General features: G+C 37.1%; 24 protein-coding genes. 4 read left to right on the forward strand and 20 right to left on the reverse strand.

Annotated elements, in window-relative coordinates:
• Window positions 1-180: 180 nt before the first annotated feature.
• The 12 genes from rpsB to ACO6FI_RS03600 form a co-directional block, all read right to left on the reverse strand.
• Window positions 181-966 carry a 30S ribosomal protein S2 gene (rpsB, locus tag ACO6FI_RS03545; protein WP_485456134.1) on the reverse strand — a complete coding sequence of 262 codons (786 nt, stop codon included), beginning with the start codon at window positions 964-966 and terminating at the stop codon, window positions 181-183.
• Window positions 967-1054: 88 nt separating this feature from the next.
• Window positions 1055-1687, reverse strand: a complete 633-nt coding sequence (locus tag ACO6FI_RS03550) for a rhomboid family intramembrane serine protease (RefSeq protein WP_485456135.1) — start codon at window positions 1685-1687, stop codon at window positions 1055-1057.
• Window positions 1684-2094, reverse strand: coding sequence for an HIT family protein (locus ACO6FI_RS03555; protein WP_485456136.1), 411 nt, complete (start codon window positions 2092-2094; stop codon window positions 1684-1686). The genes ACO6FI_RS03550 and ACO6FI_RS03555 overlap by 4 nt, the downstream gene beginning before the upstream one ends.
• Window positions 2095-2104: 10 nt before the next feature.
• The gene (locus ACO6FI_RS03560; RefSeq protein WP_485456137.1) at window positions 2105-3448 is read right to left on the reverse strand and encodes an N-acetylmuramoyl-L-alanine amidase family protein; all 1344 of its coding nucleotides are present in this window, start codon (window positions 3446-3448) and stop codon (window positions 2105-2107) included.
• A gap of 167 nt (window positions 3449-3615) precedes the next feature.
• Window positions 3616-3885, reverse strand: a complete 270-nt coding sequence (gene rpsR, locus ACO6FI_RS03565) for a 30S ribosomal protein S18 (RefSeq protein WP_007595675.1) — start codon at window positions 3883-3885, stop codon at window positions 3616-3618.
• A 27-nt stretch (window positions 3886-3912) separates the two neighbouring features.
• Window positions 3913-4362: a single-stranded DNA-binding protein gene (locus tag ACO6FI_RS03570; protein ID WP_009447254.1), complete on the reverse strand. Its 450-nt coding sequence runs from the start codon at window positions 4360-4362 to the stop codon at window positions 3913-3915.
• Between the two features lie 23 nt (window positions 4363-4385).
• Window positions 4386-4673, reverse strand: coding sequence for a 30S ribosomal protein S6 (gene rpsF / locus ACO6FI_RS03575; RefSeq protein ID WP_288913571.1), 288 nt, complete (start codon window positions 4671-4673; stop codon window positions 4386-4388).
• A gap of 111 nt (window positions 4674-4784) precedes the next feature.
• The gene (locus tag ACO6FI_RS03580) at window positions 4785-5579 is read right to left on the reverse strand and encodes a response regulator transcription factor (RefSeq protein WP_485456138.1); all 795 of its coding nucleotides are present in this window, start codon (window positions 5577-5579) and stop codon (window positions 4785-4787) included.
• A gap of 15 nt (window positions 5580-5594) precedes the next feature.
• A complete protein-coding gene (locus ACO6FI_RS03585; RefSeq protein WP_485456139.1) occupies window positions 5595-7286 on the reverse strand; it encodes a sensor histidine kinase in 1692 nt (563 codons plus the stop codon).
• 35 nt (window positions 7287-7321) lie between these two features.
• The gene (locus ACO6FI_RS03590; protein ID WP_485456140.1) at window positions 7322-8977 is read right to left on the reverse strand and encodes an ABC transporter permease; all 1656 of its coding nucleotides are present in this window, start codon (window positions 8975-8977) and stop codon (window positions 7322-7324) included.
• Entirely contained in the window at window positions 8967-10088 is a 1122-nt protein-coding gene (locus ACO6FI_RS03595) for an ABC transporter ATP-binding protein (RefSeq protein WP_485456141.1), read from the reverse strand. Before ACO6FI_RS03595 ends, ACO6FI_RS03590 begins: the two co-directional genes overlap by 11 nt.
• Before the next feature lie 135 nt (window positions 10089-10223).
• On the reverse strand, window positions 10224-11291 hold the full coding sequence (locus ACO6FI_RS03600) for an extracellular solute-binding protein (protein ID WP_485456142.1): 1068 nt from the start codon (window positions 11289-11291) through the stop codon (window positions 10224-10226).
• Window positions 11292-11485: 194 nt separating this feature from the next.
• Between ACO6FI_RS03600 and ACO6FI_RS03605 the strand changes: the two genes are divergently transcribed.
• On the forward strand, window positions 11486-11701 hold the full coding sequence (locus tag ACO6FI_RS03605; protein WP_060932363.1) for a BrnA antitoxin family protein: 216 nt from the start codon (window positions 11486-11488) through the stop codon (window positions 11699-11701).
• 61 nt (window positions 11702-11762) lie between these two features.
• Window positions 11763-12293: a hypothetical protein gene (locus ACO6FI_RS03610; protein WP_485456143.1), complete on the forward strand. Its 531-nt coding sequence runs from the start codon at window positions 11763-11765 to the stop codon at window positions 12291-12293.
• A gap of 50 nt (window positions 12294-12343) precedes the next feature.
• Here the strand turns inward: ACO6FI_RS03610 and prfB are convergent.
• From prfB to ACO6FI_RS03645, 7 genes are all read right to left on the reverse strand, one after another.
• A protein-coding gene (gene prfB / locus ACO6FI_RS03615) for a peptide chain release factor 2 (protein ID WP_485456144.1) occupies window positions 12344-13478 on the reverse strand; the annotation gives its coding sequence in 2 pieces (ribosomal slippage) (window positions 12344-13402 and window positions 13404-13478; 1134 coding nt in all).
• Between the two features lie 119 nt (window positions 13479-13597).
• Window positions 13598-15334: an ABC transporter ATP-binding protein gene (locus ACO6FI_RS03620; protein WP_485456145.1), complete on the reverse strand. Its 1737-nt coding sequence runs from the start codon at window positions 15332-15334 to the stop codon at window positions 13598-13600.
• 9 nt (window positions 15335-15343) lie between these two features.
• Complete coding sequence (locus ACO6FI_RS03625; protein ID WP_485456146.1) at window positions 15344-17080, reverse strand: ABC transporter ATP-binding protein; 1737 nt, start codon at window positions 17078-17080, stop codon at window positions 15344-15346.
• Between the two features lie 2 nt (window positions 17081-17082).
• Window positions 17083-17712: a TetR/AcrR family transcriptional regulator gene (locus ACO6FI_RS03630; RefSeq protein WP_485456147.1), complete on the reverse strand. Its 630-nt coding sequence runs from the start codon at window positions 17710-17712 to the stop codon at window positions 17083-17085.
• A 132-nt stretch (window positions 17713-17844) separates the two neighbouring features.
• Window positions 17845-19656: an ATP-dependent zinc metalloprotease FtsH gene (gene ftsH, locus ACO6FI_RS03635; RefSeq protein WP_485456148.1), complete on the reverse strand. Its 1812-nt coding sequence runs from the start codon at window positions 19654-19656 to the stop codon at window positions 17845-17847.
• 140 nt (window positions 19657-19796) lie between these two features.
• Window positions 19797-22076, reverse strand: a complete 2280-nt coding sequence (locus tag ACO6FI_RS03640) for a sensor histidine kinase (protein ID WP_485456149.1) — start codon at window positions 22074-22076, stop codon at window positions 19797-19799.
• Window positions 22069-22764: a response regulator transcription factor gene (locus ACO6FI_RS03645; protein ID WP_040458430.1), complete on the reverse strand. Its 696-nt coding sequence runs from the start codon at window positions 22762-22764 to the stop codon at window positions 22069-22071. Before ACO6FI_RS03645 ends, ACO6FI_RS03640 begins: the two co-directional genes overlap by 8 nt.
• 192 nt (window positions 22765-22956) lie before the next feature.
• On the opposite strand from ACO6FI_RS03645, the gene tadA reads away from it, so the two are divergent.
• On the forward strand, window positions 22957-23436 hold the full coding sequence (gene tadA, locus ACO6FI_RS03650) for a tRNA adenosine(34) deaminase TadA (protein WP_485456150.1): 480 nt from the start codon (window positions 22957-22959) through the stop codon (window positions 23434-23436).
• 2 nt (window positions 23437-23438) lie between these two features.
• Here the strand turns inward: tadA and ACO6FI_RS03655 are convergent, their stop codons facing one another.
• Entirely contained in the window at window positions 23439-23948 is a 510-nt protein-coding gene (locus ACO6FI_RS03655; RefSeq protein WP_485456151.1) for a hypothetical protein, read from the reverse strand.
• A 374-nt stretch (window positions 23949-24322) separates the two neighbouring features.
• On the opposite strand from ACO6FI_RS03655, the gene ACO6FI_RS03660 reads away from it, so the two are divergent.
• Window positions 24323-24985 carry a helix-turn-helix transcriptional regulator gene (locus ACO6FI_RS03660; protein ID WP_448946615.1) on the forward strand — a complete coding sequence of 221 codons (663 nt, stop codon included), beginning with the start codon at window positions 24323-24325 and terminating at the stop codon, window positions 24983-24985.
• Window positions 24986-25004 lie beyond the last annotated feature (19 nt).

The following is a 25004-nucleotide window of genomic DNA, read 5'->3' on the forward strand; positions in this document are numbered from 1 at the left end:
AACAGTTGCAGCAAGCGCCTTCTTACAATCCATCATTCCTGCACCTGTCATCTCTCGTAACTCTTTTACCATTGCTGCTGTTACTGCTGCCATTGTAAAACCTCCTAAACTTTTTATGATATGACAAGTTGCAAAGCGGAAAACCCGGCTTTGCAACCTGCCTATAAGTTAATGTTTATATTAGAACTGTCTATCGTCCAAACTTTCCTTCTCAGGAGCGAACTCATTGCCCTCAAGTGAATCATCAGCTGCAGCCTCCGATACTGCAAGCAACTCACCCTGCTCACCCTGGTTTGCTTCGATAACCGCATCCGCCATCTTAGCTACGATAAGCTTTACTGCACGGATTGCATCATCGTTACCCGGGATAAGGTAATCAAGTTCATCAGGATCACAGTTTGTATCACAGATACCGATAAGCGGAATACCTAAAGTATGAGCCTCCTGAACACAGATTCTCTCCTTCTTAGGATCTACGATAAAGATTGCGTCAGGGATGTTCTTCATATCCTTGATACCGCCAAGGTTCTTCTCAAGCTTCTCCCATTCTTTCTTCAACTTTATAACTTCCTTCTTTGGAAGTAAATCAAATGTACCGTCTTCACTCATCTCTTCCAACTGGTGAAGTCTCTTGATTCTTGACTGGATTGTCTTGAAGTTTGTAAGCATTCCGCCAAGCCATCTCTCGTTAACATAGTACATTCCGCAACGCTCAGCTTCTTCCTTGATAGCATCCTGTGCCTGCTTCTTTGTACCTACGAAAAGAATCTTTCCGCCGTCCTTAGCTACGTCAGACATAGCATTGTACGCTGTATCTACCATACCTACGCTCTGCTGAAGATCGATGATATGGATACCGTTTCTCTCTGTGTAGATGTATGGAGCCATCTTAGGGTTCCATCTTCTTGTCTGATGTCCGAAGTGAACACCTGCCTCAAGTAATTGCTTCATTGAAATAACACTCATTGTTTTTCTCCTTTGGTTTTTCTTCCATCAGGCCTAAGAAAAGGACCTATGGCACCACCTTTCTCATTCACCTGATGTGCTTATTTAGCTATAAGATTTTATCATAATATTCGTCCGATTGCAACTCCGACTTTTTATTTTCTCTGTAAAGTATAAGGCCTATAAAGACACCGCTTACTGCGCCTCCCACATGTGCGATATTGTCAACACCTGTGGTCTTGAACCCGGCATACAGCATAAGCCCCAAAGATACCACTATCTGATACAAACTGAGATTCTTTATCTTGCCCCTACTTAAAACCAGTGATGCAAGCAAAGCTCCTACAACTCCGAATATCGCACCCGAGGCTCCCGCACTGACTGCAAAATCTCCCGTCATTGTCTGAGCCCAGTCCGATGCAAGATTTGCAAGTATGCCTGAAAGCATATATATAATAAAGAATTTAAAATGCCCCATTATATCTTCAAGCTTGCCGCCAAGTAACACCAATATAAGCATGTTGTTGGCGATATGCTCTATTCCGAAATGCATAAACATGGAAGTTATCAGTCTATAGTACTCTCCGTTTTTTATATTGTCGGGAAAGCACGCACCGTACCTTAACATGACCATGGTGTCATCCGAACCGCCATGTGTCTCAAGAAATAAAAAGTACACTATATTTATTATGATTATACCTATAACAACATAGTTTCTTTTACTTATTCCAAGTTCCATCATCTAAGACTCTCTGATATTTTCTTTGCGGTCTCCTTCTGCTCTTCTTTATCGACTGTTTTCGGAGCCCAGCTTACAATGCTTGACGCATCATCATATCTCGGAATCACATGGATATGGCAGTGAAAAACTGTCTGTCCGGCACTCTCACCTGTATTTGCAAGAGTGTTAAAACCTGTAGCACCGAGTCCTACCATTGCGGCTTTTCCAAGCTTACCCGCAAGGACAAGTGCCTTACCGGCCATATCTTCACTAAGCTCCGTTATATCTCCGGCGTGAACTTTCGGCAAAATAAGCATATGTCCCTTGCTTGCAGGTGACAAGTCAAGTATTACTCTAAAGTTATCATCCTCATAAACCGTATCCGATACAATCTCTCCGTTAGCTATCTTACAAAAAATACAATCCATATTTCACCTCTCAATCATTATTCGCCCAATCAGGTTCCTGCGGTGTTTCAAAACTTCCGCTTATATTTGTACTGCCGTCTATAGCAGTCAACACACCCGAAGAGTTCGTTTTGTATTCCACCTTGTCAGCATCCTTTACCTTACCGTTTGACACTATCTTACCTGAAGAGTTCACCACATAATTTGTAGTACCGCTTCCGTTTTCATTCGGCAGAGCAAATACCTGATATTTCATATATTCATTTGCTCTTACAAGCCTGCCCTTGTAGTAAAGCTTTGAATCCTTTGTTCCTGTAAGTCCCTTACCTGTAGATGTCTGGAAGAAATACTCTTCACTTTTACCTGAAGATTCTTTTATATTCTGCTTGCCCTTAATAAGATAACACTGTGAGCTCTCTCCGAAGTAATAGGCACTGTAGGTATTTCCTTGATAGACCTTTTGAATACCGTACACAGGTGTGCCGTTCTTATCAAAAAGGTAATGCTTATCCTTTATCTTTACAAGATCGCTTATATTAGGCTTATCTGTCTTTGAAGCATAAGGTTCTCCTGTAGATGAAAAATAGAACCACTCAACCAAATGGTTGTAATTGCCGAGCAAATCCTCAGGCGGCTCCAAAGAATACCATCCTGTTCTGACGGTACCGTCATCATTCATATATCTGAAATTTTTTATACCGGGATTTGAACCGCCGGATATTTGCATCCAACCTGACACAAGCTCGCCGTTTTCATCAAAAGCATACCTTACTCCGTCAATTTTTTTCTCACCGAACTTTGCATTGCCGTTAAGCACAGGTTTAAACTTTTTTCCTGTATTGGTAAAGTAATACCACTTCTCTTTATTGCCTGAGTTAGGTCCCGGCTTCTTTTCTTCACTGTCAGGCGGTAAAAGCTTATACCAGCCTGTCACCATGGTTCCGTCACTCTTTATATAGTAGTTATTGTCAAGTATCCAACCTGTAAGCATCTTTCCGTCATCGTCAAAATAGTAGTACTTATTGTCTATATTCTTCCAATTTCCCTTGACCGCCTTGCCGCCGTTTTGAAAGTATGCCCAGTAATATTCATTGCCGTCCCTTAATTTTCTCCAACCTTCCGCTACAAGTCCCTGATCGTCCACATAGTATTTGTCATTGTCAACCCAACTGTTCGTTGCCATAACTCCGTTATCATTCAGATAACGCCACTTGTCATCGGCACCCTTTCTCCACTTATTTGTAACTTTATCGTTATTTTTATCCAAGTAAATCCAATCAGATCCGGATCTTGACCAGCCTTCCGCATATATGACTGTAGGCGTTGCCAAAATAAGACCGAAAGCAAAAAGCGGTAACAGTATTTTCTTTTTCATATTTACTCCATTATGTTTTTTAATCCAAAGTTCCAATAATACTACTCACTCAATTTATATTACCATTATACACTACATAAAATATTTTTTACATTACAATTGCATTAAGTAATACAAAAAACCCGTCTCTGTCCTGGACAAAAACGGGTTTTGTTACATTTTAAATCTTATTCTACAACATAAGGCAGAAGAGCTATATGTCTAGCCTTCTTGATAGCTACTGTGATTTCTCTTTGATGCTTAGCACAGCTTCCTGAAATTCTTCTTGGAAGAATCTTTCCTCTCTCTGAAATATATTTTCTAAGAGTTGCTACATCTTTGTAATCAATAGCCTTTTCCTTATCACTACAGAATGCACAAACTTTCTTTCTCCTGCGTAATCCGTTAGCAGGTCTTCTTCTAGAGCCTTCCGCTCTGTCAGCTTTGTTAAATGCCATGATAAAGTCCCCTTTCTTTATTTTAACCTAGTTAAATGGTAGACCCTCGTCATCAACTCCGTCCGGAATATTCATAAATCCGTCTGTACTTGCTGATGCCGGTGACGGTCTTGTGGAAGCATGATAATTATTACCGCTATCGCTTGCTCCCTTACTGTCTGCAAATTCCTGAGTATCTATAATAACCTCAGTTGTATAAACCTTTTGACCTTCTTTGTTTGTATAGCTTCCTGTCTGTATACGACCTGAAATCAATACTCTCATTCCCTGTCTAAAATATCTCTCTGCAAACTCGCCGGCTTTATCAAATGCAACACATGGTATAAAGTCTGCGGTCTGTTCGGATGAATCTCCTCCACGCTTAAAACCTCTGTCAACTGCAAGCGTATATCTTGCTATAGCCATGGATCTTTCACCACTTGAATATCTTACTTCCGGGTCTCTTGTTAGTCTGCCCATCAATATGGCTCTGTTCATACAATCTCTCCTTTTTATTAAGCTTACTGCTTAACGACTAGGTATCTCACAACCTGTTCCATGATACGAACATTTGCCTCCAACTCGTTAGGGCAGTTGTTGTCATCTGACTGGAACTTGATGAAATAGTAGAATCCTTCTTTTTGCTTGTTGATGTCATAGGCGAATTTCTTCTTACCCCAGTCATCGACATTAAGAACGCTTCCACCAAATCTTGTGATGTAATTTTGAACTTTTTCCAGAGCTTCCGCTCTTGCATCATCTTCAAGCTTACCATTAAGCACTAATGCCAATTCATATGTACTTGTCATCTCTTACCTCCTCTTGGTCTCCGGCCTTTGATAACACTATCAAAAGCAAGGATTATGTGTCACAGTACTTAATCTTAGCATAGTCTATAACGGAATGCAAGAACAATTTTCTTACATTTTGGCATTTCTGTTTTGATATTCTGAGGGGCTGAGGGAAGTATATTTTTTAAATACCGTACAAAAATACTTATAATCACCGAATCCGACTTTACACGATATCTCGTATATCATTAAGTTCGACTTCTTAAGATATGAAATAGCCTTTTTTATTCTATATTGACTTAATAAATCCACAAAACTTGTATTAAGCTTTGCCTTTAACTTTCTGCTGATATAACTGTTGCTTACCTTAAGCTCCTCTGCAACATCATTTATACCAAGTTTTTCACTATACTTATTCTGTATGATTTCATAAACCGACCTTATAATAGAATCCGAACTTTCTCCCGCCTTTAAAAATATCTTCCAGTCTTCCTCATTTTCTATTATCTTGTCCTTTATACTTTCCTCTATTCTTTTTTGCCTTTTGTTTTTATTTATTTTATCCGTTATTGATTTTAACAGTTCTATAAGTTCGTCTTCATCTACAGGCTTTAGCAAATATCCGGATGCGCCGAATTCTATAGCACTTTTAGCATATTCAAACTCGGCATAACTTGTAAGTATTATACTGAAAAACTCTTTTCCCTGCATTCTTGCATTTTGTATCATTTCTATTCCTGTCATCTTAGGCATCTTGATATCGCTGAGCACTATATCAGGTTCAAGTTCCAGTATCATATCAAGCCCTTCTTTTCCGTTCTTTGCAAGTCCGACTATGCTGCATCCGTACTCCATCCACTCAAATGAAACGGCCAGTCCGTTTCTTATAATCTCCTCATCTTCAACTATAATAATTTTATTCATATCTCATTCTTCCTATTAAAAAATTTGTGGCAACACCAAAACAACTTCCGTACCTTTGCCTGTTTCGCTGTTGATTTCAAGTCCGTATTCAGTACCGTAGAGGAGTTCTATTCTCTTATGTACATTGTAAAGCCCTATATGATCCGAACTGTTATACTTTTCTTTTAAATTAAACACCAAATCTTTCAGTAAGTCTTCCTCTATTCCTACTCCGTCATCCTTAACTATAATATATAGTTTTTCATTCTCAATATATGCCGATATTTCAACTCTCAAGACTTCCACATCTTCTCCGAATCCATATTTAACGGCATTCTCCACAATAGGCTGAATTATCATCTTAGGTACGCTTACCCCTTTTACCTCATCTGAAATATTATCATTAAACTCAAGTCTTTCCCCGAACCTCACCTTCATGATCTCTATATATCTTTTAACAAAATCAAATTCTTCCTTGAATCTGACTGTATCAACAGTGTTTTGTATGCTGTATCTTAAAAGCTTTGACAAGTTTACTACCGTCTTATCTGCAACCTTCGGATTAAATTTCACCAGATATCTTATAGACTCAAGTGTATTGAATAAAAAATGCGGATTGAACTGCGACTCCATCATTTGAACTATCGCCATATTATTTTCCAGTGCCATTTTATCATGTCTTTCTATAAGATGCCTTATACTGCCAAGCATCATATTAAAAGAATGACCTATGGATTTAAACTCGTCATCAGATTCAATATTCAAATTTATATCAAGTTTTCCATCCTCCACCTGTTTTAAGGCGTCTATAAGCTGATATATTATGACGGTCTTTTTTGCGGAAAACTTACCCGCACTTGAAGAAATTGCAGCTGACATTATTATTGTCACGGCAATTATCAATAACAACATAATTATACTGATATTCAGATAAATACTGCAATCTGTGATTACATATATCCACGTATCCGCATGAGCCACTTTATTCTTTGATATATAGATTAACTCTCCATCTTCAAATGCAATCCCGCTTTTATCTCTGAAATTTTTTATAATCTTATTTCTGTCATCTACAAACCGCCTTGAATTGCTGAATAACACTCTATGAAATTTATTTACAAGTAACACCGTACTGTTTGTATTGTTAAAAACAGCATCAAGATTTTTAAGCTCCAGCTCATATGTACAAACCCCTGCAAATTTATCATCTCTTATAATCGGTTTTACTATAAGGTATGATGACATAGGTGTGTTATCCACCCCGTTCCCACCATAAATATATATTATATTTGAACTGTCTCCCATAAAATTTGATTTACTGCCGGTTACCTGATATTTTATGAAATTCTTTTTATCTTCACTTCTTTCAGTACTGTAGATTATATCAAGGTTATTATCAAAAATATAAAATTGTGCCTTCATACTCTTTTGATTCAGAAAATTATAAACTCCCTCTATTACATCAACTTTATACTGCTTATCACTTTGAAAATCCTCTATATTTATATCCTTTGCAATGTGGTTTGTATTTTCAATATAACTGTTTAATACACTTTCAAACTTTTCTCTTGAATTTAGAGAATATATATTATTATTTCTATATATATTTACAGATGCAATTAAAATAAATCCTAGTACACATATTATGCATAAAATAAAACAGGGTGTAAGCGCATGAACTATAAGACTCCTTTTTAACTCTTCTTTAAAACTTATCTTTTTATTCATAGCTTACACCCTTTATATCCTATATTATATTTTTATTACATTGTAACATCCTTGCTTCTGGATACCTTGAAGAATACCAGAAGTGATATTACTGTTGTCAATGTCAATATACTTGCAAGTGCCGCCGCCGGGCCGTAGCTTGCTCTTATAACTTCATTATAAATAGCTACAGACATTGTCTTAGTCTTTGAAGTATATAACATAACTGAAGAACTCAACTCATTTATTATTGTAATCCAGCTCAAAATAGCACCGGATGCCACTCCCGGAAGCATCATCTTTGCAGTAACCTTTATAAATGATTTAGCAGGAGTATCTCCCAAACTTACAGCAGCCTCCTCCATACTTGGGCTTATTTGATAAAGTATAGCAGAGCTTGACCTCAATGTATACGCCAATCTTCTTATTACCAATGATATAATTATTATAAATGCCGTACCTGCAAGCATCAAAGGCTGATGATTAAATGCTATCAAAAGAGTGATACCGAGAACCGATCCCGGTACAATATAAGGGAACATTGCAATACTGTCTATAGCTGAGGTGAGTACACTTCTTCTTCTGACTGTAAGATATGCTATCAACATTCCCAAAGTTATAATGATTACAATTGCAAAGAAGCAAAATACATATGTATTTGTTACCGCCGCCAATGCTTTATCGGCAACCTTTTTATAGCTTTCCAAAGAGAATCCGTCCACAAACACCTGCATCCTTGTCGCCTTAAATGATGTATATACCACCATGGCCTGCGGAATTATGGAAAAACCTGCAAGCAGATATATGTACACATAAATAAATACTTTAAAGATCCCCTTCAGTTCCTTCGGCTGTATAGGTCTTATCGAACTCATTGTAAATGATTTTGTATTTATATACCACTTTTGCAAGAAGAATACCAAGGCGGTTATAATTATCATTATAGTAGCCATACAGGCCGCAAAGTTTGCAGACCCTCCCGACTCACCTACAAACTCCGAATAGACAAGAGTAGGCATAACTCTGTATCCCTCACCTATAAGTGCCGGTGTTCCGAAATCCGCCATACAGTTCATAAATACCAAAAGTGCCGCCGCAACAAGTGTCGGGGTTATAAGAGGCATAATAACCGTAAATACCTTTTTAAGTCCACCACAACCTAAACTCTCTGCCGCCTCTGAAAGGGCAACGTCTATCTTTTTTAATGCCCCCGATACATAGATATAGATAAAAGGATAGAGCTTAAGAGAGAATACAAGTAACATTCCTGCAAATCCATATATTGAAGGCATATTTATGCCAAGTGCTTTTTCCAAAAACTTTGTAACGCTTCCGTTTCTTCCAAGCAAAAGTATCCATGAATAAGCACCGATAAAGTTAGGACTCATCATTGATATAATAAACAATACCTCTAAGATTCCCTTTCCTTTTATCTTATAAAAAGACATAAAATATGCTAAAGGAACTCCTATCAAAACAGCTATTACAGTTACACTTATTGTAAGTTTAAAAGAATTTATAAGTGCACTTGTATAATATTTCTTTGAAAAGAACTGAATGTAGTTCATCAAAGACCATACACCGCTTTTACTGTCTTTAAAACCGTCTAAAAAAAGGCTTAGTAAAGGATAAATAAGGAAAATCGCAAAAACTATAATTATTAATAACGTAACTATATTCCAGAAATCTAATTTAATCTTCTTATTCAGCATACTTTACCACATCCTTTATAAGACTCTTTTCCATATCCTTTGTAAATATATTGATTTTCTTCTTGTTCGGAAGCAGTTTTATCATCTCTCCCTCATCAAATATTCTGTCCGCCTGACCAAGGTCTTGAGAGTATTCAATACTTGGCTGATCATCAAGTACTATTCCGGGTGCAAACTCAAGGAAATAGTTGGTATATTTTCCTAGGAAAACTCTGCTTAGAATCTTACAATCAATTCCGGTTTCAGAAATGGAAAACTCCTCAGGTCTTACAGATATTACTACTTCTTCTCCGTCCTTAGCTTCACTTGATATATTATCCATAAATATACTGAAGCCGTTATTAAATACTACATTGTAACCGCCGTCTGCACTCTTTAGAGTTCCGTGGAAAAGATTTGAGTGTCCGATAAATGTGGAAACAAATGCATCATAAGGTCTTGCATAGATATCCTGCGGACTGCCTATCTGTCTGATAATACCGTCTTTCATTACAGCTATTCTGTCTGATATTGCAAGTGCCTCTTCCTGATCATGTGTTACATATACTGTAGTTATTCCTATCTGCTTTTGTACATCTCTTATGGCACTTCTCATTTCTATTCTAAGCTTTGCATCAAGGTTTGAGAGCGGCTCATCCATTAAAAGCACCTGCGGATGTATAACTATCGCTCTTGCAAGTGCAACTCTTTGTTGTTGTCCGCCCGACAATCTCTCAGGCAGTCTGTCCTGATACTCTTCTATCTTTACTATCTTTAATATCTCATCCACTCTTTGTTTCATCTCTGCCTTAGGTACTTTTCTTATCTTAAGTCCGTACTCTACATTCTGCCTTACTGTAAGATGCGGAAAGATTGCATAACTTTGAAAAACCATTCCTATGTTTCTGTTTTGTGCCGGCGTATCATTTATAACTTTATCGTCAAATGCTATTGTACCGCCCTCTATTGAGTTAAATCCGGCTATCATTCTAAGTAATGTTGTCTTTCCGCAGCCTGAAGGTCCAAGCAATGTGAAGAACTCTCCGTTTTTAATGGTGGTGGACAGATCCGGTATTATTGTTACATCACCATATTTTTTTACAACATCTTTTACATTTATACTAACGCTCATCTTTTTCTCCTGATATATAGTTATTCTTTCCGGTTAAAGAAAGAGCTGCCGCCAACACAACTCTTACAGGTTATATCTAAATCTCTTTAGCTTTTACTTGTATTGTTCTGTATTATGCGGCAGCTTTTTCATAATTTATTTTGTAAATATTTCTTTGAACTTATCCAACCATTCGGACTTATGCTCAGCTGTATTGGTCTCATCGTCAGTGATAACCTTGATTTCACTCATAGGCTTCATGGCATCACCTGCTTCAACGTCTTTTCTGATACTTCTACGATACTGTGTATTGTTCATAAATTCCTGTGTCTCTTTATTTGTCAACCAGTCAAGGAAGATCTGAGCACTTCTCTCATTGGCACAATTCTTTATTATATATGCACCGTCTCCTCTAAAGATAACACCTTCATTCATGTATACCACTTTTACAGGTGAACCTGCTCCTACATACTGTGCAGCACCCTGCTCAAATGTAAGTCCTACTGTATACTCACCGTCCGCTACTCCCTTATAAACGGCTGATGAACCTCCAAGAAGCTTTCCGTCCAACTGGTCTACAAGCTTTTCTACATAGTCCCAACCCTTATCAGGATCACCGTTACCCATAGCGTACAGCATATTGACAAGGTGCTCAAATGATGAAGATGATGCTGACGGTTCTGCAAAAGCTATCTTTCCTTTAAGCTCAGGATTTAACAAATCCTCATAGCCTTCAACCTTTATATCTCCTATCAAATCTGTGTTTACCATGATTACAGAAGGTATTGTGTCGAATCTTGTAAGATTACCCTCTTTATTCTTGTACTCATCATAAAATGCATCTTCATTTGCACATTTATAATCTGCAAAATACTCACTCTTATTCTTTACTGTACCGATTGTTCCCGACCACAGTACATCAGCCTGTGGGTTATCAGCCTCAGTCTCGATTCTTTTAAGAGCGTCTCCTGTTCCCATTGCAAGACACTCCGCCTCTATTCCGGTTTCCTCTTCAAACTTTGTGATCATCTCGTCGATCATAGACTCAGTCAAAGGACTGTATATAACAAGCTTTCCTGTTTCTTTAAGATCCCCGTCCTTTGTATCCTTGCTTTCAACCTTAGCATCGGAACTTGCCGTTGCCTCACTCTTTTGACCTGAACAAGCCATAAGACTAAAAGCAGTCATAGTTGCCAAAGATATTGCAATTACTTGCTTTTTCATAAATATTCCTCCATTACGTAAAACTTATATAGTGATTATATATTTATGAAAAAACAAAATAAACCTAATAATAAGTCGATATATCCAAAATTCTGAACAAGATAAAAAGAATAACATATTCAAGAAATTATCTTAAACTTGACTTATAATTATTTTATAATTATAATATAACTATAACAAGGAGAGCGATAAAGATGAGAGAAGAATATGATATAAAGAATTTAAACCCAAGAAAAAATCCATATGCCAAGCTTGTTAAGAAGCAGGTTACTATAAATCTTGATGAAAGTATAATCGCTTATTTCAAAGAAAAATCCGAGAGCACAGGCATACCATATCAAACACTTATAAATCTTTATTTGAAAGATTGTGTTACACATAACAGGAATCTTGAAATATCCTGGAATTAAGTCACATATAATATTAAATAGCTGCAAAGGGGTGATTTTGATTAAAAATAAGGAGAACTTTATGAATCAATACATTTGTAATTATCGGACTATCGGAGAAATATCTACTACAGATATCAGTTTTTTGCCGTCAGTCTATAATTTTTATAAAAATGATATTATTATGCCGAAGAAATCACTTGATGATATGATTTTACTGCTTTCCAAAGATTATGGTCTGACTAAAGTATTATATAGTGAACTTGACAGGATGACAGCAGAATCAGCAATATCATTGATTAATTATAATAAACCTAATAACACCCGAAACATTCCTACTTATAATATTTGGCAACTTCCACAAAATTTGTCGACTTCCCGCTTTTATAAGGATTTTTATGAGAGATTTGTAAAAATCGGAGATTCTCCTAAGATTATATTGATTTATATACCGGATAAAGATTACTTTATGTCCAATTCGTCTTTTTTTGAAACTGCAATTTATGTTTATAGAGGAATAAACGAAGATGATTTTAATAAAAAAGGGCCTGAATATAAGCATTATCTCAACAATATGTTTTTATTAAGTGAAGTTCTAAAAATGCAATATTAAAAAACCGACCGTAAAAACATTTTTTTACAGTCGGTCTATTTATTTCTTACTTATTCATCCCCTGCATTTCTTGCAGGGCAACCGAGGCTCTGCCATGTAAGGTATGCAATAATAAACTTGTCAATATCTCCATCCATTACCGCAGTTACATTTCCGCTTTCCGCTCCGGTTCTGTGATCCTTTACCATTGTATAGGGCTGCATTACATAGGAACGTATTTGATTTCCCCATCCTATATCCTTCACATCACCTCTGATATCTGAAAGCTTCTCGACATTTGCCTGCTGCTTTAATAAAAACAGCTTGGCTTTAAGCATCTGCATAGCTTTATCCTTGTTTTGGAACTGGCTTCTTTCGTTCTGACATTGTACCACCACGCCTGTCGGTATATGTGTGATTCTTATAGCAGAAGAAGTCTTATTGATATGTTGACCTCCTGCACCAGATGAACGATATGTGTCTATTCTTAAATCATCAGGATTGATATCTACATCCAGGTCCTCTTCTATATCCGGCATAATATCACAGGACACAAAGGATGTCTGACGTTTGCCTGCCGCATTAAAAGGTGAAATACGCACAAGTCTGTGTACACCATGCTCACTTCTAAGATAGCCGTAGGCATTCAAGCCGTTTATCTGTAATGTGACTGATTTTATGCCCGCCTCATCACCGTCAAGTATATCCAGCACATCGACACTGTAACCTTCTTTTGCCGCCCATCTTGTATACATTCTATAGAGCATCGAACACCAGTCACAGGACTCTGTACCTCCTGCACCTGCATTTAGCTTCATAATAGCATTCGATGAATCATATTCACCTGTAAGAAGGGTTGCTATCTTTAGATCATCTATCTCTTTTGTAAACTCTTCAAGCATAGCCTCTATCTCCGGTATAAGGCTCTCGTCATTCTCCTCATAGCCCATCTCTATAAGGACTCCGATATCTTCGTATTCAGACTTTAACTTATTGTATTTTTCGACAGTATCTTTAAGCTGCTTAGCCTCTCTTACTATCTTGGTACTTTCTTTCGGATCGTCCCAAAATGAAGGCTCTTCCATTGCACGGTCCAGCTCAATTATCTTTTTTTCCTTACTGTCCAAGTCAAAGTGAATCCCTCACTTCCAGCAATATTTTTTCGTAGGATTGTAGTGTGGTTTTAAAACCGTCCAATTCTACCATTTGCTCACCCACTTTCATATTATTCTAAATATCCAAATGAATATCAACGATATTATATTAAAGTTTTAAGATTATGTAAACAGCAAGCTTCCATATACTATGCCTCATAAGCTTATGGCTTATGCTATCTTCCAGCTTACCGCTCTTTCTCTTGCATTTATAAATGTTTTATAGATTCCTTCCTGCTTTATAAGTTCTTCATGCTTTCCTTCCTGAACTATTTTGCCCTCATCTATAACCACTATCTTGTCCGCATTTCTGACGGTTTTTAACCTGTGGGCTATCATAATTACAGTCTTTTTTCTGGTAAGTTCCTCTATAGCCTGCACAAGTTCTTTCTCATTCTCAGGATCCACATTTGCGGTGGCTTCATCAAGTATTATAACAGGTGCCGATTTCATCATAGCTCTGGCTATTGAAATTCTTTGCTTTTCTCCGCCTGAAAGAGAGGCTCCTCCCTCTCCTATCACAGTATCATAACCTTTATCAAGCTTCATTATAAAATCATGACAGCATGCTTTTTTTGCTGCCGCAATCACATCTTCCATACTTGCATCCGGATTTCCGAATCTGATATTATTTGCAACTGTGTCCTCAAACAGATAAACACTTTGAAAAACAAAGCTGAAGTTTTTCATCAGAGAGTCCATACTGTAACTGCGTACATCCTTTCCTCCAAGTTTTACACTGCCCTTATTGACATCCCAAAATCTTGCTATCAATCTGCAAAGTGTTGTCTTTCCGCTACCGCTGGGGCCTACTATCGCAGTGGTGGTTCCTTCTTTTATATGTAAAGATATATTATTTATAATCTTTCTCTTATCATATGAAAACTCAACATTTCTTAAATCTATATCATGATTTTTTACATCTATATTATCTCCGTTTATATCCATAGGCTCTATTTTCAGTATTGCATTCGCCTTTTCTATCGCTATATTGACACTTCTGATAAGGGCTGAAAAACTTCCCGCACTGTCAAGTGAAGAGTAAATCATAAAAGCACATATCATCATCATAATGCTGTCTGAAAGACTCAAACTGTTGTTTATATAAAAGTATATTGAAATTGCTACAATACATACACCTGTTGTCTTTGTAATTAAAGTCTGTAATGCCATAACCGGCAGCAAACGCTTTTCCATTTTAAAATTGATATCTGAAGCATTATCTATGGACTTAAGCAACTTTTTATTTTCACTTCCATATAACAGATATGACTTTATTTCAGACATCCCCTGTACATACTCCAAAACGGATGAAACCACAGCTCTGTCGGCACTGTCTTTACTCTCAGACACACTTAATGCCCTGTACTGAAGATATCTGTTTGCAATCAAAAATAATATCACTCCCGCCAATGCCATAAATGCAAGACGATAATCAAAGGTAAACATCATGCATATTATAAGCAAAGTGGTAAGAAGCCCCTGAGTAGTCATCATAACCACCTTGGTTGCAACATCCGCCAAAGCCTCCATAGTATTTGTAGTAACAGATGTGATATAACCTAAACTGTTTTCATTAAAATAACCCATAGGGATATATCTCATATGCTCTGCAATTTCTATTCGCTTATTTGCACAGGTACCGTAGCCTCCCTCTGTTTGCAACATGGTAGTCTTAGCTTTTACCATTACAGTTAATACAATACTTATAAGCAAAATGCCAAGACTTATATAAGCGGTGCTTGAACTTACAGTATTTTCTATTATAGCCTTTATCACCACATATGTGGCAGGAACACGCAAAGCCTCTAAAAAAGCCATAAGAACTCCAAGTACTATAGATATATAAAATTTCCTTTTATTTACACTTCCGCAAAAATCAAAAAACTTTTTTAATACTTCTACCATAAATATCTCCTATGCCCTGTCTTTTACTTCCATATGTGCTTCCCACATACTCTTGTAAAGTTCACATGTTTTAAGCAATTCATCATGGGTATTTGCAGCTTCCACCTTGCCGTCATTTATTACAAATATTTTATCCACATCTTTTATGGTACTTAATCTGTGTGCTATAACTATCATTGTCTTATTATATGCCAGCTTAGCCACTGCCGACTGTATCAATGCTTCATTTTCAGGATCGGTATATGCGGTCGCTTCATCTAAAATTATAAGCTTTGCATCTTTTAACATAGCTCTTGCTATTGAAATCCTCTGTTTTTCTCCACCTGAAAGGTGGCCTCCGGCACTGCCTACCATAGTATCATATCCGTTTTCAAGTGCCATTATAAAATCATGACAACCGCTCTTTTTGGCTATCTCTTCCACATCTTTATCACTTGCTTTCAGATTGCCGAGTCTTATATTTTCTCTTATACTCATATCAAACAGATAATTGTCCTGTGAGACATAGGCTATAAATTTATTTTGAGTATCCAAAGGTATATCTTTTGTATTCACTCCTCCTATAAAAACGTCTCCTTTACCTGCATCCCACAGTCCTGCTATAAGCTTTGCTATTGTGGACTTACCGCTTCCGCTTGGACCTACAAGTGCAACTACACTTCCGGCATCTATTTTCATATTTATACCATGCAAAACTTCCTTTTTATGGTAGGCAAAATGCACATTCTTAAGCTCTATATCGGTATCTTCCAACTCAAGATTTGAGCTTTCAGGTCTTTCCATATCCTTTTCTTCAAGTACACTGCTCACTTCAGACATAATAGTACCGACTTTAGCCAAATCCTCACCAAATGCGGAGCAGGCAATAAGCGGAGCTACAACTCCGAAAGAAAGTATTATAATCAGTATAAATACCGCACCGTTAAGACTCCCTTTATTATAAAGATATACACCTATGGGCAAAACACCTACCAAAGTTGACGGCAACAGTGACATTGCAACGGACGAATACCATATACATGAACGCATCCACTCAATAAAGCAGTCCGCTCCCTCTTTAGCGGCCGATACAAACTTCTCATAAGAACTTTGTGCCTTACCGAATACCTTAATCACCTCAATTCCGTTTATATATTCCACCGCAGTATCATTTAAAGCCTTGGTCTTTACTATAGTGTTATTATATCTTTCATCCATATTTTTAAACATTCCCATATAGGCAATCATACCTACAGGAATCGTTATCAAGGATGCAAGCGCCATTCTCCAATCCAGAAAAAATAAATAAATCACTATACATACCGGTCCTAAAAGATTGGCCGTCAATTCAGGTATCATATGTGCAAGAGAAATTTCCATGCTGTCCACTCTCTCCACTATTATATTTTTGAGTGAACCTGAAGGAGTATCTTTTACATAACCCAAAGGCAATCTGTATAATTTATCACAGATCTCTTTCCTGATATCTGCCAGCATTTCAAAAGTTATTTTATGTGAAATCAATGTAGACAGATTGTGAAAAGCTATTCTAAGAATCCAAAACAGCATTATCAATAAACATAAATTCAAATATATTGAATAATCCCTTACTCCGTCAAGAAGCTTAACCACTATATTACCGATTACAAAATACGGTGCCATTGCAAAAAATACGCCCAATATTGCAGCACCTACAGATATGATATACCAACCGGTTTTTTTCTTTATTATTCCTTTTAACCATGAAAAATCATACCTTTTCTTCATACTCAACTCTCCTTATCATACTTTAATCCAAGCAATCTGTCCCAACCTGCCGCAAAAAAATCCTGCAAACTGTTCACATACTCTATAGCATCATTCTTATCAAAATCATGCGCTACAGTTTCAAATATCCCGTTTAACAGAGAACTTGCCAGCATATGGCACAAATCCGCTCTTATAATTTTCAATTGATAACCCTGTGCCTTTAGTACATTCATAAATTTAATACTGCTTTCCACCTCCATATCTACAAGACTGTCTACATAATGCTCATAACTTGAACCGAAACCATGGCATACTATCAGTTTAAAACTCTCAAAATATTCATATATTATATCCACTATTTCCTCCATGCCCTGCTCTGAAAAGCTGTGCATAGAGGCTATCTGTTCTTTCGGGGTTGAATTGCCGAATATGTCAAGTTTATTCTTAAACCCGTTTAGAAGTTTATCCGCACCTTCTTTTACCAGACTTGAAAAAATCTTATCTTTATCTGCAAATCTGCTGTAGAGCATTCCGGTAGTGCAGCCTGATTTCTCAGCAATAACCCTCATAGAAGCATTCATATATCCCTGTTCCATAAACTCTTTTTTTGCAACTTCAAGTATTTTCAATTCTATATCAATATCTTTCATAGTCGTCTCCATTTCTTATAACACCGTTATTATAACACTGTTATAAATCTTTGTAAAGTAAAATAATTTTATATTCCAAGATTTTTATCGCATTATAAAAGAGGCATGATTGTCATGCCCCTTTTTATCATATTACCTGTTCAATATCTCCATAAACTCATCACCTGTAATGCTTTCTTTTTCATATAGGAAATGAGCTATCTCTTCAAGCTTTTCTCTGTTTTCTAAAAGTATTTGTGCGGCTTTTTCATGCTGGGATTTTACTAAAGCCACTACCTGTGTATCTATTAGCGCCGCTGTGGTCTCCGAAGCTGCCAATGAGGTATCTCCTCCAAGGTATTTGTTTGTAACGGTCTCAAGTGCCACCATATCAAAGTCCTTACTCATACCGTATCTGGTAATCATAGCTCTTGCAAGCTTGGTGGCCTGCTCTATATCATTTGACGCTCCGGTTGAAACATCACCGAATACCACTTCCTCAGCGGCTCTACCGCCTGTAAGTGTGGCAATCTTATTTTCAAGCTCGGTCTTTGTCATCAGATAGTGATTGCCCTCATCAACCTGCATTGTGTATCCTAATGCACCTGAGGTCCTTGGAATAATAGTTATCTTTGTGACAGGTGCCGAATTGGTCTGTTTTGCCGCTACAAGTGCATGACCTACCTCATGGTATGACACTCTCCACTTCTCTGCATCAGTCAAAATAGAATTCTTCTTCTGATATCCCGCAATAACAACTTCAATGCTTTCTTCAAGGTCGGACCGATTTACAAACTTTCTTTTATCTCTGACCGCCCTTAGTGCAGCCTCATTTATAATATTTGCAAGCTCGGCCCCTGACGCACCTGATGCCATCCTTGCAATAATCTTAAAGTCTACATCATCAGAAATTTTTATCTTCTTTGCATGTACCTTAAGTATTTCCTCTCTGCCCTTCAAATCAGGAAGTTCTACAGGTACTCTTCTGTCAAATCTTCCGGGTCTTGTAAGTGCAGGATCAAGTGCATCAGGTCTGTTTGTAGCCGCCAAAATCATAACACCGGAGTTACCTTCAAAGCCGTCCATCTCTGTGAGCAGCTGGTTTAGAGTCTGCTCTCTCTCATCATTTCCGCCTATTTGTCCGTCTCTTTTCTTGCCGATAGCATCTATCTCATCAATAAATACTATACATGGTGCTTTCTCCTTAGCCTGCTTAAAAAGATCTCTTACCTTTGAAGCACCCATACCTACAAACATCTCAACAAACTCGGAACCCGACATTGAAAAAAACGGTACATTGGCTTCACCTGCAACCGCCTTTGCAAGCATTGTCTTACCGGTTCCCGGAGGTCCTACAAGAAGGATACCCTTAGGCATTGATGCACCTATATCCTTATACTTACTCGGGTCATGCAGATAGTCAACTATCTCTGTAAGATTTTCTTTCGCCTCATCTTCACCTGCCACATCACTGAACTTAATGCCCTCAGACGACTTTACATATATCTTGGCACCTGACCTGCCCATACCTCCGAACATCAGAGAGTTTGCACTGTCTCTGTTAAACATCTTCTTTGAAATTCCGTTCCATAGAAAATAGAATATTACAAGAGGTAATACCCAGCTTAAAACGGCATCCAACAGCGGTGAATCTTTTCTTACAATATCACTTGAAAACTCCACTCCTGCATTATGAAGTCTGTCTGTAAGCTGCGGGTCATCCATCAGACCGGTCTTATATGTTACATTGTCATTTTTTCCTATAAATACTATCTGATTGGTCTGTATATCGACCTTTGAAATCTCACCTTTTTCAGTCATTGTCATAAAGGTTCCGTAATCAACCTGCTTTATCTGACCTTCTTTGATAAAAGGTACAACTAAAAAATTTAATGCCATCATTATTGCTAAAACAACAATATAGTAATAAATGAACGGCTTCCTGTTTTTGGGATCTTCTACCATATTTTCTCCATTCTTTCTTATATCTTAATGCTAAATACTGTACTACCTATAACGACCGAGTCGTTATTAGCACTATATCATAATGAGTGCTAATAATCAAGTAAAATATATGAGTGGGCCCTAAGGCTCACTCATATATATCAGACCGACTTAAATCTTATCTGTACCTTGAACAAATCTCCGTCTATGATTATCTCAAACTTTCCGCCCTGCAAAATCGTAAGAGACTTGGCTATTGAAAGTCCGAGTCCGCTGCCCTCGGTAGTCCTTGACACATCACCTCTTACAAACCTCTCTGTAAGTTCGTCAGGCTTTATATTTAGAGGGGTTTCTGAAATATTCTTTATAACAAATGTGGCAATATTATTCTCTGAAGTTATATCTATATAAATCCTTGAATTTTTAGCCGCATATTTGAAAGCGTTATTGTAAAGGTTTTCCAAAACTCTCCAAAGATGTCTGCCGTCAGCCTTTATCATAATACCTGTTGTTGGAAGTGTGGATATGATTTTCAGTCCTTTTTCAGCAAACTTCTCCTCAAATTCTCCGTTTGTCTGATTTATCATCTCTACAAGATCTATATCCCTAAGTTCTACTGAAATATTTCCGCTTGAAACCTTACTTGCCTCTACCAAATCCTCAGTCAGGTTCTTTAAATGCTGTGACTTTACGGACAATACATCAAGATATTCCTGTATCTTAGCATTCTCAGGCTTCTCTCTCTTTATAAGGTCTACATAGTTTATAATGGAAGTAAGAGGAGTTTTTATATCATGTGAGACATTTGTAATAAGATCGGCTTTTAATCTTTCACTCTTTACCTGCTCATTTATGGCACCCTGAAATCCCTTACTTATATTATTGAGATCCTTTACCACACTTATCTCTCTGCCGGTAAACTCGCTTTCGTCAAGCCTGTACCTTGTATCGCCGTTTGCTATTTCCTTTATTGCCTCCGCAATCTTGTCAAACGCTATTGCAGTCTTATAAACCTTGTTAAATATGACTATATTTATAATAAGGAAGATAATAAAGCATATAAATATGGTGAGTCGACCGAAGAGGCTTTTTACATTGATTGTGGTAAGTAAAAACAGTATAACCACTACAAAGTCCACCAAAATCATAACCAAAAAGTTTGAACCGAGCTTCTTTTTGAAGGTTCTCTTTAACATATAGACCGAAAAACTCTCTTTGATAACCTTTGTATATGAGTTTTTCCACAGAAGTCCCGCCTTGTACTCTCTAAGTATTGAGAATGCAATAGGCAATGTCACAAGATAAATTGAAACATAGTTTAACATCTGACCTGCAAAACTCCATCGTTTCTTTTCAACATATATGTGCATGACTTTATTTATTATGAAATTGTTGGTTGCAGCCAACAGCACAATAACAAAAATCAAGAGCAAAAGCTTCACCTCAAAAGGTATGGCGTCAAACAAGTTGTTCAGCCTTATTCCGTTTTCATTCTCATTATGACCGCAAAAAGCTATAAGATAACCCAAGCTTATTGCCATCAGTATAATACCTATAGTCACGGATACCAAACCTATGGCATAGAGTCTTCTCTGACTTAAATAGTTCACATTGTCAATAGCGTAGACATCCGTTGCCGTATAAAGAGTGTTAATTGCAATATATACTTTATAAGGTTTTTGAAGCTTATCGGTCATCTTTTCAGCCAAAAAGGACAGTTCATTCGGTACTTTGTCCATATTTGTCTCCACCTGCATACCCTGTGAAGATGTTATTGCAAACTTACCGTAGTCATATACCGTCTTTACATTCAACAACCTGTCGTTGGTGTACAAAACATCACTGTACTCAAGTCTGTATCTGAAATTGGAAGGCTGTACCACAAATCTTTCATACGCCTCATAGTACTTGGACAACAGACCTATACTCTCGGTTATAGCAGTCTTCATACTCATATATGCATCACCCGGCTCCAATATACTTGAATCGTTGGCGTAGGTTCTGTAGTTTACAAAGTATGATGTATCTTCTATTTGATTTACCAGATTTTGGTCTGTAACACTCAGTTTATAATGTTCATCAATATAGTATCCGTGTCTTTTTGCATACTCTATAATCGAGCCGACAGTAAAATCCACATCGTTGCTCGGACCCATATTCAAACCGAATATCTTCTTATTTATATCGAACTTCCCGTCGGTTTCAAATACATCCTTTAATTCGGCATACGAAAAAAGCAATGAAATATCCGAATCCACCTGCTTCATAAATGCCGGCGAATCATCATAATTCTCGGAATTCAGCCACAGCAGACCCTTATTAAAATTATCATTGCAATATATTATGGAAATACCTATCACAAACAGGGCAAAGGCCGTCAAATGCAATACCACTGCCCAAATTTTCAATCTGGCTTTTGAAAAAAATATATTTTTATCCATGCTTTTCAATCTTATATCCTACTCCCCATACCACTTTTAAGTATCTCGGTTCTTTAGGATTTATCTCAATCTTCTCTCTGATATGTCTTATATGTACAGCAACCGTATTGTCGGCACCTATAGCTTCTTCATTCCAAATCTGCTCATATATCTCATCTATTGAGTAGACCTTTCCTGCGTTTTTGGCAAGTAAAAGCAGTATATTGTACTCTATCGGTGTAAGCTTGATAAGCTCGCCCGCCACTACTACTTCCTTTGTCTCATCATCTATCTCAAGGTCACCCACAACCACCTTTTGCGGCTCAGGCATTGACATATTTCCAAGCTTTTTGTACCTGCGCAGCTGACTCTTTACTCTGGCAACCAACTCAAGCGGATTGAAAGGCTTTGTAAGATAGTCGTCGGCACCTATATTTAATCCAAGTATCTTGTCGGCATCTTCCGACTTTGCCGAAAGCATTATAATAGGTATTGTACTGTTTTCTCTTATCTGCATCGTTGCCCTTATTCCGTCAAGTACAGGCATCATTATATCTATTATCAAAAGGTCCACTTTGTGTTTTTCCATCAACTGTATAGCTTCTTCACCGTCATATGCGGTCAGCACTTCAAATCCTTCGCCTGAAAGATAGATTTTAATTGCGTCCACTATCTCTCTGTCGTCATCACATACCAATATCAATTCCATAGTTCCATCCTCTATATATATCTTGACATAATTTTCATTTTGTTTTAGTTTAAAATACAAATTATACGGATTGTTTTATCACAACCTCGGTATCAATTATACCATTTGTTTTCATATAAAAAAACAAAAACTTTGATACAGAGGCTATTATATGGTAAAACTGTTAAAATTTTGTGACTTAAAGGTATTAAAATGGATAGGGATAATTATTTTTTAAAAGAATCCATAAAGCAGGCAAAAAAAGCCATGGCAATAGGTGATGTTCCTATAGGCTGTGTTATCGTATTTGAAGATAAGATAATAGCAAGAGGTTATAACAGAAGAAACAAGGATAAAAGTACACTCTCACATGCTGAAATACTTGCAATGAAAAAGGCCTGCAAAAAAATCGGTGACTGGCGACTGGAAGACTGTACCATGTATATAACACTTGAGCCCTGTCCTATGTGTGCCGGCGCCATAGTTCAGTCAAGGATAAAAAAAGTGGTCTTAGGCGCTATGAATCCGAAAGCAGGATGCGCAGGTTCCGTGCTGAACATCCTGCAAACCGACGGATTCAACCATAAGACCGAAGTTGAACTTATATCATGTGAATCGCTTAGAAACGAATGTGCATCGCTTTTAAGTTCTTTTTTCAAATCACTGAGGCAGGCAAAAACAAAGTCTGAATAATATTACTGATTGACAAGTTTTACATCCTTTAATCTGCCGTAAGTATTTTGACCCTCTTCATATGTCTCAAATACACCTTCCACTGTGACCAAGGCTTCTTCATCAGGACAATTTTCATGCCTGTTCATGCTCTCATCCGCCCAAAGAAGTTCTAGGCCTTGTGCACAGCAGGCTGCGGCATCTTTTACCATGCAAAAATGATAGTACTGATCGTTTTCTTTACTGTAAGATGAATAATAATTTCCCGTTACCTTAAAACTCTTTCCTACATATGACTTCGGGTCTATCATCATCTGATATATTGTGGCATATACCATATCCGGTCCCATACTGCTTAAGTCATAATCTACCTGTCCGTCCGCTTTAGTCTCTTCACTTTTTATATCTGCACCGGCTGTCTGCGTGCTGCTTTCTATATTGCTTATATCTGTAGTACTTCCTACATCCGCTTTTTTGGCTCCGCCACATCCTACCAACAGGATACAAGATAATGTTACTATGATTTTTCTCATAAATCCCCCTTATATTTCTATTCCAAATCTTTACTATATATAATATAACTTAGTTATTATTTAACTATAAGTCGAGCTGCTTCCTTTCGCCTCGACTCAAACACTATTATAAATTTTTTTTTGAAAACTGTACATAAAAAAATATCTTATTTTTGTATAGTATATATATTAATTTTTAATAGTGCACAATATAAAAGCGCGTCATTTATTGTTCAATTCTTATTAAAATAAAGTATTCTTCTTTACTCTTATAATATTTTTGCTTACCTAAAAATTTTTTAGATACCTATTGATTTGCTTTGATTAAAGTGCTATAGTATACATACCTAAAAAAAATTTAGGCGTGTAAATTAGAAAGGAGTAGCGATAGTGTTATGAACAGAGATGACTTAACTTTGGAATCTTTAATAATGATTGCACACGGTATTGCAAGACATTTCGGCAATGACTGTGAAGTATGTATTCACGATTTACAAGCTAATGACCTTGAGCACACTATTTGCTACATCATAAACGGTCATGTATCGGGAAGAAAGATCGGTGACGGTGCTTCAAAGATAGTACTTGAGACTCTTGAGGCTTTAAAAAAGGGTGATAATGTAAGTGATCACCTCGGCTATCGAACACATACATCCGACGGCAGAATCTTAAAATCTTCCACTATCTTTCTAAAGGATGAAAGCGGTAAGTACAGATTCATACTCGGTATAAACCATGATATGACAGATTTCATAAATGCTCAATCAGCGCTATCCAATATAGTAGAAAATATCGAAGCTGCAGGCGAAGATATTTACGGTCAGATTCCTCTAAGTGTGAACGACCTGCTCGACAATCTGATTGAACAAAGCGTAAAGCTTGTTGGAAAGACTCCCGCTCTTATGACAAAGGATGAAAAGGTAAAGGCAATCAAATTTTTACAGGATGCCGGTGCCTTCCTTATTACAAGGTCCGGAGATAAGATTTCTCAATTTTTTGGAATTAGTAAGTTTACACTGTATAGCTACATTGATCAAGCAAAAGCAGTGGATGAATAAGCATTTTGCTTAACAATTT

This window comes from Lachnoanaerobaculum sp. (assembly GCF_057250505.1).